17 protein-coding genes are annotated in these 14451 nt (G+C 46.0%); 5 read left to right on the plus strand and 12 right to left on the minus strand.

Annotated elements, in window-relative coordinates:
• Nucleotides 1-89 precede the first annotated feature (89 nt).
• Together RJ60_RS03680 and rpmE are read right to left on the minus strand one after the other, a co-directional pair.
• Complete coding sequence (locus RJ60_RS03680) at nt 90-458, minus strand: S1 RNA-binding domain-containing protein (RefSeq protein ID WP_099829008.1); 369 nt, start codon at nt 456-458, stop codon at nt 90-92.
• A 50-nt stretch (nt 459-508) separates the two neighbouring features.
• On the minus strand, nt 509-718 hold the full coding sequence (gene rpmE / locus RJ60_RS03685; RefSeq protein WP_099829009.1) for a 50S ribosomal protein L31: 210 nt from the start codon (nt 716-718) through the stop codon (nt 509-511).
• Nucleotides 719-780: 62 nt separating this feature from the next.
• On the opposite strand from rpmE, the gene RJ60_RS03690 reads away from it, so the two are divergent.
• Together RJ60_RS03690 and queA are read left to right on the plus strand one after the other, a co-directional pair.
• Nucleotides 781-1833 (plus strand): ribonuclease, encoded by a 1053-nt coding sequence (locus RJ60_RS03690; protein ID WP_258006167.1) that lies wholly within the window; start codon nt 781-783, stop codon nt 1831-1833.
• Complete coding sequence (queA, locus tag RJ60_RS03695; RefSeq protein WP_103134006.1) at nt 1814-2824, plus strand: tRNA preQ1(34) S-adenosylmethionine ribosyltransferase-isomerase QueA; 1011 nt, start codon at nt 1814-1816, stop codon at nt 2822-2824. The genes RJ60_RS03690 and queA overlap by 20 nt, the downstream gene beginning before the upstream one ends.
• Before the next feature lie 41 nt (nt 2825-2865).
• Here queA and RJ60_RS03700 read toward each other — a convergent pair whose 3' ends face one another.
• The 3 genes from RJ60_RS03700 to RJ60_RS03710 are packed head-to-tail and all read right to left on the minus strand — an operon-like array spanning nt 2866 to nt 6954.
• Complete coding sequence (locus RJ60_RS03700; RefSeq protein WP_103134007.1) at nt 2866-4320, minus strand: AI-2E family transporter; 1455 nt, start codon at nt 4318-4320, stop codon at nt 2866-2868.
• Nucleotide 4321: 1 nt separating this feature from the next.
• Complete coding sequence (locus RJ60_RS03705) at nt 4322-5317, minus strand: asparaginase (RefSeq protein WP_103134008.1); 996 nt, start codon at nt 5315-5317, stop codon at nt 4322-4324.
• Nucleotides 5314-6954, minus strand: coding sequence for a radical SAM protein (locus RJ60_RS03710; RefSeq protein WP_103134009.1), 1641 nt, complete (start codon nt 6952-6954; stop codon nt 5314-5316). The genes RJ60_RS03705 and RJ60_RS03710 overlap by 4 nt, the downstream gene beginning before the upstream one ends.
• A gap of 56 nt (nt 6955-7010) precedes the next feature.
• On the opposite strand from RJ60_RS03710, the gene clpX reads away from it, so the two are divergent.
• Nucleotides 7011-8237: an ATP-dependent Clp protease ATP-binding subunit ClpX gene (clpX, locus tag RJ60_RS03715; RefSeq protein ID WP_180979894.1), complete on the plus strand. Its 1227-nt coding sequence runs from the start codon at nt 7011-7013 to the stop codon at nt 8235-8237.
• On the plus strand, nt 8237-9229 hold the full coding sequence (tsaD, locus tag RJ60_RS03720; protein WP_103134011.1) for a tRNA (adenosine(37)-N6)-threonylcarbamoyltransferase complex transferase subunit TsaD: 993 nt from the start codon (nt 8237-8239) through the stop codon (nt 9227-9229). The genes clpX and tsaD overlap by 1 nt, the downstream gene beginning before the upstream one ends.
• Here the strand turns inward: tsaD and RJ60_RS03725 are convergent, their stop codons facing one another.
• The 7 genes from RJ60_RS03725 to rpmH are packed head-to-tail and all read right to left on the minus strand — an operon-like array spanning nt 9230 to nt 12668.
• A complete protein-coding gene (locus RJ60_RS03725) occupies nt 9230-9463 on the minus strand; it encodes an FmdB family zinc ribbon protein (protein WP_103134012.1) in 234 nt (77 codons plus the stop codon). It abuts the gene before it with no gap.
• A 47-nt stretch (nt 9464-9510) separates the two neighbouring features.
• Nucleotides 9511-9873, minus strand: coding sequence for a cupin domain-containing protein (locus tag RJ60_RS03730; RefSeq protein ID WP_099828524.1), 363 nt, complete (start codon nt 9871-9873; stop codon nt 9511-9513).
• Complete coding sequence (jag, locus tag RJ60_RS03735; protein WP_099828525.1) at nt 9839-10546, minus strand: RNA-binding cell elongation regulator Jag/EloR; 708 nt, start codon at nt 10544-10546, stop codon at nt 9839-9841. Before jag ends, RJ60_RS03730 begins: the two co-directional genes overlap by 35 nt.
• Before the next feature lie 32 nt (nt 10547-10578).
• The gene (gene yidC, locus RJ60_RS03740) at nt 10579-11925 is read right to left on the minus strand and encodes a YidC/Oxa1 family membrane protein insertase (RefSeq protein ID WP_103134013.1); all 1347 of its coding nucleotides are present in this window, start codon (nt 11923-11925) and stop codon (nt 10579-10581) included.
• Complete coding sequence (gene yidD, locus RJ60_RS03745) at nt 11922-12164, minus strand: membrane protein insertion efficiency factor YidD (protein ID WP_099828527.1); 243 nt, start codon at nt 12162-12164, stop codon at nt 11922-11924. The genes yidC and yidD overlap by 4 nt, the downstream gene beginning before the upstream one ends.
• Nucleotides 12109-12537: a ribonuclease P protein component gene (gene rnpA / locus RJ60_RS03750; RefSeq protein WP_103134014.1), complete on the minus strand. Its 429-nt coding sequence runs from the start codon at nt 12535-12537 to the stop codon at nt 12109-12111. The genes yidD and rnpA overlap by 56 nt, the downstream gene beginning before the upstream one ends.
• Nucleotides 12534-12668, minus strand: coding sequence for a 50S ribosomal protein L34 (gene rpmH / locus RJ60_RS03755; RefSeq protein ID WP_099828529.1), 135 nt, complete (start codon nt 12666-12668; stop codon nt 12534-12536). The genes rnpA and rpmH overlap by 4 nt, the downstream gene beginning before the upstream one ends.
• Before the next feature lie 185 nt (nt 12669-12853).
• Here rpmH and RJ60_RS03760 point away from each other — a divergent pair, with 185 nt between their 5' ends.
• Nucleotides 12854-14443 (plus strand): DNA repair protein RecN, encoded by a 1590-nt coding sequence (locus RJ60_RS03760; RefSeq protein ID WP_103134015.1) that lies wholly within the window; start codon nt 12854-12856, stop codon nt 14441-14443.
• The last annotated feature ends 8 nt before the right edge of the window (nt 14444-14451 follow it).

The following is a 14451-nucleotide window of genomic DNA, read 5'->3' on the forward strand; positions in this document are numbered from 1 at the left end:
TATTGTGCTCTTGCTCATTGTCACTGGTCGGTATGCCAAACAAAAAAGGGAGCACTGCTCCCTTTTTATATCTGTTGGACTATTCTGCATTATGGCCTTTTACGGATACCTCTTTTCTTGTCGAGTCTTCTCTTAAAGGCAGATATCTTCTCGCCGCTATCTCTCATGAACTTGGCCAATTTCTTTTCGAAGTCCTGACTTGTCGTTCCTTCTTCTGAACCCTTGGCCTTGAGATCTTTGATTGACAGTTCCCACTTTCCGTCCTTCGTCGTCCCAAGAACCTTTGCTTCCACTTTCTGACCGACTTTGAGATAGTCTTCAATGTTCTTCACGTACTCTCTTGCCACTTTGGAAATATGAATGAACCCTTCCTCACCGCTTTCAAGATTTACGTACGCTCCGAATTTCTTGACAGAAGTTACACTTCCCTCAACAACGGTACCCACTTTCACACTCACATGACTAACCTCCAATTGACTATATACTTGAGAGAGCGCAGAGCGCAGACTCAGTAATTGTCTCCGTATTTGTTTCTGAACTTCTGTACTCTTCCTTCAGTGTCGAGAATCATTGAAGATGCATCTCCACGGAAGAAGGGGTGGCAGCTGGAACAAAGGTCAATCTTTATGTTGTCCTTTGTCGAGAAGAATTTGTGTTCTGCGCCACAGGTACACTTTACGGTAATCAGCTTCATCTCAGGGTGCATTTCTTTTTTCATCGGGGCTTCACCTCTTCATGTTGTAATTTGCACAAAACTCATTATATCATAGAGAGGAAAGCGTGTCAAAGACTTACTTATGGCTGAAAGCTGTCGTAGAATGGAGAATAGTGATGATTACAGATGTTTTGAGTAGACTCAAACAGTCGGCCTCTTCTCAGGGCTTCTATACTTATTATAGCAAAAGAAAGGAACACATCGAAAGACTGTCCAGTCACCTTAAGAAGAACCCTGTGAGTAGTGCAGCAATCGCAAAGGTAAGAAAACGGATTCCCGATCTGAGCTCTCTCTCTTATGAAGAGATGGAGTTTTCAATAGACATCCTTAGAGAACGAGACAAATCACCTGAAGAAAGGGTCGATTATGTTTCGTCTCTGTCGGAAGCTTCTCTGGCCAGTATCGGTCATTTGCTTTTCTTGATCGATCCCAGAAATAACCCGCCCGTTACCGGCCCTATCATAAAGGAAATCAAATCGGTAGACGACTATAAAGAATGGCTTTCCTTCTGTAAGTCAATCGGCAGACATGGAATCCAGAACTTCGTCATGCTTGAGGCGGCGCTACTGTACGAGAGAGACGATTTGGCCCAGAAACCCGATCTTGCTTACAGAGTTGGCCAAGCGGTGTATACTAACATCACTGAACTCGAGCTGTTGAGAGGGGCGATTTCCAATCTGTCCAGACAGGAGAGGAGAGGACTGGCGAATCTAAAGTTCACGCATCCGTATGTGAAAACGGTCCTCTTATCTAGTCACGCAAGATCGGTAGTTGTAGATGGAAGCAATATAGTATTCTCGAAGAGCGAACATGCCGATCTTAACAGAATCGATGACCTCTTCCTTAGAATGTCGTTTTGTAGAATCGCCTTGTTCCCTTACAGGATCGTCTTTGATGCCAACATCAGGTATACTCTCGGCGGTTTCCAGCAGGAAAGCCTTAACAGACTGCTCTCGTTGCCACAAGTCGAGACCTATTCACCTGCTGATGATAGGATAATCTTCCTCGCGAGAGAGAACAACTCAGTGGTTGTCACCTACGATAGATTCCTGGATCATTTGGTTGATGATATAAAGATAGTGCGGCCGGAGGACATAGATGAAAGTCTCAGACTTTGATTACGATCTTCCACAAGAATTGATTGCTCAGGAACCCGCTGATCCGAGAGACAGCTCTCGACTACTTGTGATCAACAGGGAGACAGGCCTATTTGAACACAGAGTCTTCTCAGAAATCACTGAACTCCTTCGTCCGGGTGATGTTCTGGTGTTGAACAACAGTCGGGTCGTCCCGGCGAGACTAATAGGTAGAAAGGAAACAGGTGCCAGTGTGGAAGCCCTCTTGATAGAAAAACTGGGCTCAGGCCTCTGGAAAGCGATAGTGAGACCTGGTTCCAAGATCAAGCTGGGAAATGAGCTTATCTTCAGAAGCATCTCTTGTAAGGTCGTAGAACACTGTGAAGACTCTAGCAGAGTCCTTGACTTCCATGGAGCTGCCGATGAAGAGATAAAAGAGGCCGGTCTCCTTGCGATTCCTCCGTATATTCACAAGTATCCGGATAATCCCGAGTCTTATCAGACGGTGTATTCGCAGAGGGAGGGCTCAGTCGCTGCTCCTACCGCAGGGCTTCACTTCACGGATGAGCTTCTCGGATCCATTGAGAGCAAAGGAGTTGCTATCGAGTACATCACGCTTCACGTTGGAATAGGAACATTCAGGCCGGTGAAATCAGAGGTCTTGAATGAGCACAAAATGCATAGCGAGTACTTCACGGTATCATCGGAAACGGCAAAGAGGATAAATGACGCGAGAGCAGAACGCAGGAGAATTGTCGCTGTGGGTACCACAACAGTTAGAACTCTTGAAAGCATTGCGACACGACACGGGAAACTCGTGGGAGACAGCGGCCAGACGGATATATTCATCTTTCCACCTTACAGATTCCGGATAATCGACTCGCTTGTCACAAACTTCCATCTCCCGAAATCGACTCTCCTTATGCTCGTTGCTGCTTTTGCAGGGAGAGAATTGATTTTCTCTGCTTATAAACAGGCTATCTCTATGAAATACAGATTCTTCTCCTTTGGAGATGCATGTTTTATTATGTGAGCTTCGGGTAGATCATGACAGTCGGCGTTCGTAGCTATCTCTTACTCGCCGAGTTGACCCTGTTCCTCTTCTTCGAGCATCGGTGAGAAGAAATGGATCCACATCATCTTCAATATAATGCCAAACGGAACGGCAACAATCGCGCCAAAAAGCCCGAGCAACTGTCCTGCCACCACAATCATCAAAATGACTATTACTGGATTGATTCTGTTGTAGCCCTTCATGAATACCAGGAAAAGGATGAAGGCCGCCGCGTGAACTATTACTAAAACGACAAGGAGTATCAGGACAAGAACGAGATTCTGTGTGGATACGGCTAGAAGAACGAGGGGCACAATTTCAAGTGGTACTCCCACTATGGGTATGAGATTTGTAAAAGCAGCCCAGAGCCCCATTAGGAGGCTGTATTTCAATCCCATCGACTGAACCACAATGCCGACTACGATCCCCACAATCAATGCTATCAGAACTACCGAGATCACGTACCTCTCGAGGTTCTTGTACGTGTCTGAAAGGAAGTTGAGAGCAATATCGCGAATCCTCTTCGGATAGAGTCTTGGAGCGAACTCCTTAACTGTCAGAAAGTAGTAGCTTAGGTAGATCGCGCCCACTATCGTGAAGAAAAGAACGAACCCCGTGGTGGTTACGAAACTGGGCACCTTTTCCAGTATTCCCGGAAGGAATTTCATAAGGCTGTTCTGCACCTGAATGAGGAAATTTCTTACGCTTTCGTAAGTTGCCCTACGTCTTGCCGGATCGATGTTCTTCGGCATGAAGTATTCCACTACATCTTTCCACAGTTCCTGTGACTGAACTATCATTGCATTCTCCATTACGATGGCAGAAAGCGACTCGGCCACTTCGGGATTCAGATAGTTTGCCACGATGCCATGAATCTCGTCAAATGAAGCTTGCTTATGCTTGCTACTGCTGACAATCACAAGATAGTCACTGCGCTCTTTGAGAGTCTCCTCGAGCAGAGCGAGATCCTGTTCCAACCCCTCCGGGTTTGCAGGTATGGTCCTCATTACGTCAACGAAATAGTTCTTCAGATCTTTAGACAGTAGATCGAGCGAGTCGATCTCTTCATGAGAAAGCTGTGCGAGGAGGTCTTCGTCTGAAAGAAATCTGTCGATGTTCGCATTCACTTCGAAAGAGGTAATTTCAGCCTCCTGAACGGAAGGGAAGAAATCTCTGACAATATTGTAGAATTTCGAGGCCTCCTTTGCGACAGGAGTCGTCAGAAAGACAATCAAAAGAGTTATTCCTGCGAACATAATAGTCAGTCCAATTCCCAAAGAGATTGAACGCTTGATTCTAAAATACTTCTGTGCGAACCTTGCCCAGGGTTCAAGTAAAAGAACAACTGTGAAAGTCGCAAAGAGAATAACGGCAGTTCTTAGTGAAACCGAGAATACCACAAAGCAAATTGCAAGATAGAATAATGTGAATACCGCTGCTTGAAAACGAGGTTTCTTCAGTACTTCACGTCCCACGTCATGCCCCCTTCAAAGGGAGTTTAAAGAGTCTCTCGATTTCCGCCATCTCGCTTGTGATCCCCATTATAACTATCAGTTTGATTCTTGCTTTTATTGAGGACAACTCCTGAGCAAAGATCGCGCCTAAATCGGCCAGACTCTTTCCTCCACCAACATATCCATAAACTCCAAGAACCCTTCCCTTGAAACACCTTGAAGTAATGATAACAGGAAACTCTTTCGCTCTTATTAGGTATTTTACTACGTGATAGACTTCAACGGGTACGTTGCCTCTCCCAAATGTCTCAAGAACCAATCCTCTGAAGCCCAGCTCGGGCAGAATTCTGAGGATCGAGCCGTCATCGCCAGTGAAGGTCTTGACAAGGGCGACTTTCGGTTCAATCTTATCAACGTTAAAAACCGCTCTAAGCAAAGGCTTTCTGAAAAAGATAACTGAATCTTCGTCAACTATTCCAAGCGGGCCATGGCCAGGAGAGTCAAAGGTCGCAACGTTGCTGGTGTAGGTCTTTGTTACCTCTCTGGCTGCGTGGATTTCGTCGTTCAGGCAGACCATGGTTCCCATTCCAACTGCGAGCGGATTGACAGCAACTCTGACAGATGAGAGCACATTTCTTGGACCATCGGTTCCCATTTCGTCGATGTTCCTCATTGCTGCTGTGCAAATCACGGGTTTCTCGCTCCTTATTGTTAGATCGAGGAAGTAGGCCGTCTCCTCGAGAGTGTCCGTTCCGTGAGTAATGACTACTCCGCAAACTTCCTCCCTGTCTAAGAGTCCCTGCACCCTCTTAGAGAGGTTCCACATGGTCTCCGGGTTGATATAAGGGCTTGGGATGTTTGAAAACTCATGGTGCTCAACAAGAGCTACTTCTTTAAGCCCCTCGACATTGGCCACGTGTTTGTTTAACCCCTGAGCCGGAATCGAAGCCCTTGTAACAGGGTCGGTTACCATAGCGATAGTGCCGCCTGTAGTAACTAAAACGACTCTCTGCTTCATATTTGCTTTCCTCCTAGTTTTGTCCTAACCAACGATAGTGTCTTGTGCGTTTCGGGTCCCACAATCTCTACCAGTTCTTCTACCGTCTTGGGCCTCTTCATTACTAGCGATCTTGCCCTATCTTTTCCTATTCCGGGCAGATATTCGAGCTCTCTCTCACCGAGCTCATTCAGTTCAGTTCCAACAGGAAGGCCGGTTACAGATCTCATGCCGTGGTCAATAACCACAAAGTCGGTCTTCTCTTTAAAGCTTAGAGGAGTACCGACCAGAATAGGATAAGTACCCAGAGGTCTGCCAAAGTGAACCATTCCATCGCTGTATTCCGGAAGGACGCCTCTTATAACTGCTCCAACAGGGAAGACTGCCCTTAGCATCGAAGTGTCTACTGATTCTCTTATACGTCGCTTGTGATTTTCGAACAATCTATGATCGATTTTCGGCCTCTTCATCTTGGCAATCGCTGTCCCCTGAAAGACCATTACCTGCCTTATATTTATTCTTCGTACAAGTAGCCCCTTGTCTCTTATGCAGACCAGGTTTTCGTAGTCCACTTCGTAACTGTTTCTGCTATGTCCTGGAAGACCATAAAGCAAGTTGACACCCGGAAGCAGTTTCGGGACACCATCAACTCTTGTACCACCTACTTCATTGACCAGATCAATGGCGAACATTATGTCTTCCACGCTTCCTCCGAGGTTATTCCTCTCCCGAACTTCGTTATCGAAGCTCTCCACGCCGAAAGAAATCGTGTCTCCTGCGGAATTATACCTGACCATCGATTCAAGCACGGATCTCGATTCGACGGGATGGTTGGCAATGAAAATCGGATTTCCGTTGTCAATGTGAAGCACTTCGGGTTCCAGTATGTGTCTGGCTGATTTGAAAAGTTCTTCAATTAAACGTGTATCGAGTTTGTCGCTATTCTTGTGGTAACCGTACGCGATCACGTTTGCACTCCTTCCGAACCTAACTGCCTTTACGCCGAGCCTCCTCAGCGCTTCAAATTCCGAGATAATCCCCTTTAGGTTTCTCCACTCAAAACCTCCGTAGAGAATAGATTCAGTGCAGAAAGAGCAATAGCCGTCACTTCTCTCGCAGCCTGAGGATATGTCGATTTCAGCTATTACATCTGGATAAGAGGGATGAAGTACGATAATATTCGCTCCGGCCTCGTACAGCTTGTTCAGCAGCGAATAACGCGAACCGTCGTAATCTATGCCAAGCAGCTCAGCGAGCTCGAATTCGTCCCTGAAGAGATAATCTGCTCCTAGAAAGCGAGGAGCAAAGGCAGTTGTACCTCCTCTCAGAGTATAGCCAACAGACACTAAGGGACCGCTGACGATTTTCACCGGGTCCTTATTCGCTTCAAGAAGTCTCGATATTTCGGAGCTGGATATCGGGGTTCCTCCTAAGTACCTGCCTGAGGTCGTGACCCCCCCATATACTAGAAGAAAATCGTAGTCGTTTGGTCGGTTCCAATGGTTGCCACTTCTTACCTGATCTATAGTAAGGTAGTCTGTCTCAAATCTCTTAAGCAGAAAGGCGCCGGCCAAAGCCCTGATTCTTGGCGATATGTACGGCGGTACTCCGAAGGCCGCCGGTTCATCGGTGTATCCGTCTATAATGAGAGCCTTCATCAATTACCTCCATGTGCGTGCTATCCTATTACAGTGTATAATAAAAGCACCGATTAATGGGAGGGAAAGTTTTGCCGTTTGAGAGATATTGTTCGTTCTGTGGAAGACCAGAACCGCAGGTAAAAAAGTTAATATCGGGAACGGAAGGGTACATATGCAATGAATGTGTCGAACTATTTCATGACATAATTCAGCAGGATCAGAAAGCAAGAAAGGCGCCCGGTAAGAAGCTCCCAACTCCTGCAGATATCAAGAAGGAGTTGGATTGCTATGTAATAGGCCAGGAGAACGCGAAGAAGACAATCTCAGTCTCCGTTTACAACCATTACAAGCGAGTCTTCAATGATGTAGATGATGTCGAGATTGAGAAGTCGAACATTATGCTAGTTGGCCCGACTGGCTCGGGGAAAACCCTCATAGCGAGGATCCTTGCACGTATTCTCGATGTGCCGTTTGCGATTGCAGATGCGACACCTCTTACCGAAGCTGGATACGTTGGAGAAGATGTTGAAAACATAGTCCTAAGGCTGCTCCAGTCTTCGAACTATGATGTGGAGAAGGCACAACTCGGGATAATATACATAGACGAGATCGACAAGATAGCAAGAAAATCTCCCAATCCATCGATAACTAGAGATGTTTCTGGAGAGGGAGTACAGCAGGCTCTATTGAAAATCGTCGAAGGGACCGTTGCGAATGTCCCGCCGCAAGGCGGAAGAAAGCATCCTTACCAGGAATTCATAAAAGTAGATACGAGCAACATTCTGTTTATTGTAGGTGGTGCTTTCGACGGTCTAGACAGCATAATTAAGCAAAGAGTTCTAGACTCTTCCATGGGGTTCGGGGCAAAAGTCAAGGGGAAGAATCAACTTAGGCTTGGTGAGGTTCTCCAGCAGGTTGTTCCCGATGACTTGATTCAATACGGCTTGATTCCTGAGTTTGTGGGTAGGTTCCCCGTATTGGCCGCTTTGAATGATCTCGATGTTGAGGATCTGAAGAGGATAATGAGCGAGCCGAGAAACGCTATCATTAAGCAATACCAGAAACTGCTGGCGCTTGATGGTGTCGAGCTGGAATTCTCCGAAGGTGCATTGACTGCGATCGCTGAAAGAGCTATGAAGAGAGGAACTGGCGCCAGAGCTCTTAAGAGCGTGATGGAGCAGGTAATGCTTGATATAATGTATGATATTCCAACAATGAACAACGTGGAGAAGGTTGTCATCAATGAAGACGTAATAGTCCATAACTCTTCTCCGGAGATAACTTCAAGAGAATCTGCCTGATGAAGGTTCTTGCTCTTGAAAGTTCGTGTGATGAAACAGCGGTGGCCATCATTGAAGATGGCCATCTTCTCTCTTCTGTAGTCTCTTCTCAGATAGATGTTCACAGGAAATTCGGCGGGGTTGTGCCGGAAATCGCCGCGAGAAAGCATCTAGAAATAGTTGACAAGATTGTCTCCGCTTCACTCGATGAGGCGAATTTGAGTTTGAAAGAAATAGATGTCTTCGCCTCGACTATGGGTCCCGGGCTTGTGGGATCTCTGCTGGTCGGGTTGTCTTTTGCAAAAGGGATGGCCCTTGCAATGAACAAAAAGTTCATCGGTGTGAATCACTTGTTTGGTCATGTCTATGCGAATTTCCTGGAGTACCCTCAACTGAGACCGCCCTTCATGGTGCTTTTGGTATCGGGAGGTCACACCGAAATTCTTGTGCTTGAAGACTGGAATAGAATTGAGCTTGTAGGAAGGACAAGAGACGATGCCGCAGGTGAGGCCCTTGATAAGATTGCGCGGCTGCTTGGGCTGGGTTATCCGGGCGGTCCTGCAATACAGGAGGCAGCACAGAAAGGAGAAGTCAAATATCACTTTCCAAGGCCGCTTCAAGAGAAGGGTAATTTCGACTTTTCATTCAGTGGCATCAAAACTTCTGTCCTGTACTTCTTGAAGAAGAACCCGTCGGCCTCGGCTTATGATGTCGCGGCATCTGCTCAGGAAGCTATAGTCGATTCGTTGGTTACGAAGACATTCGGCGCGGCCGAAAGTAAGGGTCTGAAAGAAGTCGCCTTTGCCGGTGGGGTTGCATCGAATTCTCGCTTGAGAGAGAGAGCGAATGATCTGTCGGAAGAGTCGAAGATAAGAGCTTTCTTCCCACCGGTTAATCTATGCACGGATAACGCGGCAATGATCGCGATGGTTGCATATGAAAAAGCTAAGAGGGGATTGTTCTCCCCTCTTTCAACAAACGCAGTGCCTTACCTAAGCTTAGATGTCTTTTAATTATTCTGATTTGCTAGTAGAAGTTGAAGGCTTCTTGCTGCTATCAGCAGTCGGAGACTTCTTTGAATCTGTGCTGTAGTAGCCTCCGCCCTTAAAAACAACTCCCACGCTGTTCACCAGTTTCTTCAGATGGCCCCCGCATGCTGGGCAAACCGTAAGGGGTTCATCGGACATTTTCTGGAAGGCTTCGGTTTCTTCTCCACAGTCTTCACACTCATATCTGTAAAACGGCATGTCAGTCCCTCCTTCGCATCAAATTCTATTTATCAACTGTATCTATTCTATTCCTCATCTGCCGAAGATGGAATCACACAGATGAATTCGAGATCTCCCTTTCCTGTGTTCTTGAACTGATGCTTCACTCCTGAAGGAACGAAGACGTAGCTCCCGGCAGATGCCTGGACCTCGCCCTGATTCGTAACAACTGTAGCTTCACCCGAGACAATGAAGACTTCATGTTCCCACAAATGACTGTGATGAGGACTATGACCTCCTTCTCCAACGGTGAACAACCTCATGACGAAGTTTTCGGCGCCTTTAGCCTTTCCTATCAATACTCTCTTGGAGACCTTCCTTACACTTTCATTGTCGAACAGCTGTGGTTCAACTTCATGCGCTTTGCCTATCAGAATTCGGTCTGACACTTTCGTAGCGCCTCCTCTTTGGATCAGATTTTCTATCGTAAGAGTGTTTTCTCTCGCTGTATTCGACAACAACTTTCCTGTATGGCTCGAATCCTACGGAATAACTCTTGAGCTCTTCATACTGCGAGATAACTTCGTGAACGAGTCTGCGCTCAAAGGCTAACATTGGCTCCATTATGATCTTGTTTCTCTTGGAAAGAGCCGACTTTGCTGTCCTGTGAGCGATTTCTTCAACCAGTCTCTTCCTTTCAAGTCTGTAGTCCCCTATGTCGACAGTTACATTAACTTTGGTAGGAGCCATCCTGTTTGCATAGATATTCATAATATGCTGCAATGCGGCTACTGTCTTTCCGTGTTTTCCAATGAGCCTTGCCACTTCTTCGCCTTCTATTCGAACTCTGTAAGTTCTTCCGACAAGCTTCACTTCGGAAAAAGTCTCTTCGTCAAAGCTTTTGAGTATTCCCTTAAGGAAGTCGTGAAGTTTCCTTTCCCAGTGTTTGTCCAGAAGAGAGACTTCTATTACCGATTCCTTTGATCCGAAAATTCCTAGAAAACCCTTTGAGCCTTTCTCCTTGATAGTAACTTCCATTTCGTCTTCGTAGGCACCGAGATCAGCCTGTGACAGTCTTATCGCCTCTTCAACGGTCTCGGCTCTGTATTCAATTGGTTTCATCTCGAACTAACACCTCCTGAGCTCATCTCTGTCTACTTCGCAGGTTTTTCTGGCAGACTGAGCATCTGCCTCAAAGTCAGCCCCTTTATTCCGTGACGTCTGTAAACAACCCAGCTAATCATTAGCTGTAGCACACTCTGGGTTGTCCAGTACAGCAACAACCCCGATGGGAACGTTGCAAATAGAATCGGGAAAATGATCTGCATAATTACTCCGGATCTTGCAGATCGCGCATCTTGAGCGGTCAGCAACGAACTATATATTCCCACAACGACCGTGATGATTATGAAGGGAATGTTCATGACAAAGTTGCCAACGGATAGATCCTTCCAGATCAAGAAACCCGGAGAATATGCCATCGCTTCACTGAAGTACCGAATCGCGTTGTAGAGAAGAATCAGCACGGGTAACTGAAGAAGTATCGGGAGACAACCGGAAGCGGGATTGTATCCCTTTTCCTTGTAGAGTGCCATCATTGCTTCCTGCTGCTTTCTCGGGTCCTTGTACTTCTTTTTTATTCTATCAACATCCGGTTGCAGCATCCTCATCATCAGCATTGACTTCGTCTGAATATGATAAAGGGGATAGAGGATGAATCGCGTTACTATAGTGAAGATAATCAGCGCCCATCCGAAGTTCCCAGACCACTGGTAAAGCCAGAAGAGGAAGTAGACTATCCCATGGTAGATCCATGAGAAAATGGTCACCCCGCCAAAGTTTTGGAGATCTTTGACTATCGCTTCGTAGTGTTCTGGAAGGGCCTGCTTAATATGTATTAATCTCATTGGGCCTGCAAAAGATTCCAGAACCCCTCTTCCACTTTCAAGCTCGTATCTTTGGAACTTAAATGTCCCCTGGTTTGACGCTACTGTAAACAGCGTCTTCTGGCCGCTGAACTTGTCATATGTCATATAGTAAGAGGAATCGGGTCCCAACGTTTGATTTTGGTAAGATATGAACGGCAAAGCGACCTCTACTCTCTGGTTGAAATCGAACTGAACTTTGAAATCATAGTAAGGACTGTTGAGAATAATGAAAGACTTACTGCCCTGCTCGTAATTAAATGTCACAACTATGTTTCCGTCGATATCCTCCCTGTATGAAAATGAAGTTGGAAGAAGCTCGTTTCCTTCAGCATCGAATACGTTAAAGCCGTCTTTGCCAAGACTTTCGTTGTAGACATAGAACTCGACTGTTTTGTTATCGGCATAACTCGTAACTCCAAGAGTCAACCCTCTCACTGTGTCGAGAGTAACCTTGAGCGTTTTACCTGAGACTATGAGTGTACTGGTTCCTTCCTGAGTAACGAGTTCTTTGCTCGATACAGTGAGCGTGCAAAGTGTCATGAAGATCAAAGTAAGAAGTATCGCTCTTCTCATTTTCCGTGCCTCCTCAGTAGCGTGAAGTGATCTGGTACTTCATCGAAGCCCCCAGGATTGAAGGGATTGCATCGGAGTATTCTCCATGTTCCGAGAACGAGCCCCTTGAAAGCTCCAAATCTCTCTATAGCTTCATATGTGTATGTTGAACACGTGGGATAAAACCTGCATCTTGGGCGGGTTCTAGGTGAGATCTTTCTTCTGTAGAAATCTATTAGAAACAGTAGTATCTTTTTCATCGGACGTTTCTCCAATTTTCTCAGCGATTCGTTTGATAACGAGCATAATGCCAGAGTACCCAACTTCTCTCTCTTTAAACAGGTCAGATAAATCCTTTCTAGCAATGAAAAGTATATCATACCCCGCGGGGAAGACTGATTTATTAGTTCTGTAAACCTCTTTCACCAATCTTCTGAGTCGGTTTCTCACGTGCGCCTTGCCGAATTTCCGTTTTATCGATATTCCAATACGAGAAAAAGGCAGACTATTCTTAACATACAATACAACAAAAAAAGGGTCAACAATTGACTTTCCCTTTTTGAAGACTCTGTCGAAGTCTGCCTTTCTTCTTAGTCTTTCTGTTTTACTAAGGGACTGATCTTTCAGATTCACACAGACAGTCTCTTTCTTCCCTTTCTTCGTCTATTTGCCAGCACTTTTCGGCCGCCAACCGTTCGGGATCTAACAAGAAAACCATGTGTTCTGTTCCTCTTAACTCTTGATGGTTGGTATGTTCTTTTCATTATAAACAACCTCCAGTGAATTCGTCACAGTGAACATTATACGGAGTGCGGCAGGGACTGTCAAGGCGCCGATATGCCGGTGTCTTGCCGGACCGAAAGCAGAGTCACTGAAGGTACTGTTGATCGATAGTATAATAGATTGATGTATGAGTTCCACTTGGACTATACACTAATTGGAGGAAAATATGCTGCTGTCGCTGGCAGGAAGGGATTTTCTTACATTCAGGGAGTTCTATGTTGAGTTCTCTGAAGGAATGAACGCAATAACCGGTGAATCCGGAGCAGGGAAGACGATCTTTCTTAAGGCGCTCTTGACAGTGTTAGGATTCCCTCCCCAATGGGATAACGTTAATGCCGGAAGTATTGAAGGAAACTTTGTGGTCGACGATTCTTTGAGCTCGAAACTGAGAGAAACGGGAATCGAGATTGAAGAAGACCACCTCCTTGTAACGGTAAGTTTCACAGGGCAACGGACGATTTACAGGATAAACGGGAGGATGGTGCCAAGGCAGATTGTTCAAACTGCCTTCAGCGACAGGGTAGAGGTTCACTCTCAGCACAGCAGTGTTAGTCTTCTGGACGAGTCTAAGCACCACGAGATTCTGGATCATGCGCTGAAAGGCGAAGAGAGCCTTACAAATTACAGAGAGCTATATGGAGAGTTTTTAAAGGTCAAGCGCGAGTTCGAATCGTTCAGTGTAGACCCTGCTTACATAGAGAGAGAGAAGGACTTCTTGAGTTTCCAGATTAGCGAGATAGAAGAGGCTGGACTGCAGCCGGGCGAGGATGAAATCGTAGAGATGAAGTATACAAGATATAGAAACGCACAAGCCCTCTTAGATACGTTTCATGAGCTGCGAGAGCTTCTTAAGGACGGCGATTTGTCTGTTTATAACTCGCTTAACGATGCACTTACTATAGTCGAGAGAATTGAAAGCTTTGGATATGGTGAGTGGCGAGAAAATCTCCAGGTTGCACTAGAAGAGCTCGACTCTCTGTACTCGAAGGTCGAAGAGGAGAGAGGTTCCCTTGACATCGACGATGAAGAGTTTACATCGATTGAGAACAGAATGACCTTAATCCAGGGGCTGAAGAGAAAATACGGTGATTCTGCAGATGCAGTACTCTCTAAGCTCGAGACGTTCAAAGAAGAGTTGAGGTCTCTGCAAGAGCTTGAGGAGAGAAAAGAGAGGCTGAAGAGGCGTGAAGAGGATCTGCTTGACAAATTGAAGAAGACCGGAGAGATTCTCGACCAAAAGAGATTGGCCAGGGCCAGGGAGATAGAAGAGCAAATAAGAGTACATCTTGAAAGCCTTAGGATGAAAGGTGCAGAACTGAAGTTTCATTTGCGCCAGGAAGAGATACCGAGAAACTACGGTACTTCCAGAGTGACGATGATTGTGAAGACAAATCCCGGAATGGAATTTATGGAGATAGGTAAGGTGGCCTCCGGAGGGGAGCTCTCAAGGTTTTTACTGGCGCTTGAGTCTGCTTTGAGAGAGCAGCTGGATCTTAGAACGATTGTGTTTGACGAGGTTGACTCTGGTGTTGGGCAGAGGCTGGGAGCGGTAGTGGCGGACAAACTGCGAGAGATCTCGCAGGAGATACAGACTATAGTTATAACCCATCTTCCCCAAATCGCTCAGAATGCAGACAAGCACTTTGTCGTCAGAAAAGAGCAGTTCGGTTCCAACACCATTTCGAGTATAGAAGAGCTTCATGGCTGCTCTAAAGAAAGAGAGATCGAGGAAATGAGCGGCCAGATTCCAGATTGAGAAATGAG

The organism is Mesotoga sp. B105.6.4 (assembly GCF_002896535.1).
Lineage (GTDB): Bacteria > Thermotogota > Thermotogae > Petrotogales > Kosmotogaceae > Mesotoga.

Excerpts from the sequence above, each read along its gene's own strand:
- yidD (WP_099828527.1), bottom strand. The coding sequence starts at position 12,164 with ATGAAAAAGATACTACTGTTTCTAATAGATTTCTACAGAAGAAAGATC.
- queA (WP_103134006.1), top strand. The coding sequence starts at position 1,814 with ATGAAAGTCTCAGACTTTGATTACGATCTTCCACAAGAATTGATTGCT.
- RJ60_RS03710 (WP_103134009.1), bottom strand. The coding sequence starts at position 6,954 with ATGAAGGCTCTCATTATAGACGGATACACCGATGAACCGGCGGCCTTC.
- RJ60_RS03760 (WP_103134015.1), top strand. The coding sequence starts at position 12,854 with ATGCTGCTGTCGCTGGCAGGAAGGGATTTTCTTACATTCAGGGAGTTC.
- RJ60_RS03725 (WP_103134012.1), bottom strand. The coding sequence starts at position 9,463 with ATGCCGTTTTACAGATATGAGTGTGAAGACTGTGGAGAAGAAACCGAA.
- jag (WP_099828525.1), bottom strand. The coding sequence starts at position 10,546 with ATGAAACCAATTGAATACAGAGCCGAGACCGTTGAAGAGGCGATAAGA.
- clpX (WP_180979894.1), top strand. The coding sequence starts at position 7,011 with ATGGGAGGGAAAGTTTTGCCGTTTGAGAGATATTGTTCGTTCTGTGGA.
- rpmE (WP_099829009.1), bottom strand. The coding sequence starts at position 718 with ATGAAAAAAGAAATGCACCCTGAGATGAAGCTGATTACCGTAAAGTGT.
- yidC (WP_103134013.1), bottom strand. The coding sequence starts at position 11,925 with ATGAGAAGAGCGATACTTCTTACTTTGATCTTCATGACACTTTGCACG.
- tsaD (WP_103134011.1), top strand. The coding sequence starts at position 8,237 with ATGAAGGTTCTTGCTCTTGAAAGTTCGTGTGATGAAACAGCGGTGGCC.
- rpmH (WP_099828529.1), bottom strand. The coding sequence starts at position 12,668 with ATGAAAAGAACATACCAACCATCAAGAGTTAAGAGGAACAGAACACAT.
- RJ60_RS03705 (WP_103134008.1), bottom strand. The coding sequence starts at position 5,317 with ATGAAGCAGAGAGTCGTTTTAGTTACTACAGGCGGCACTATCGCTATG.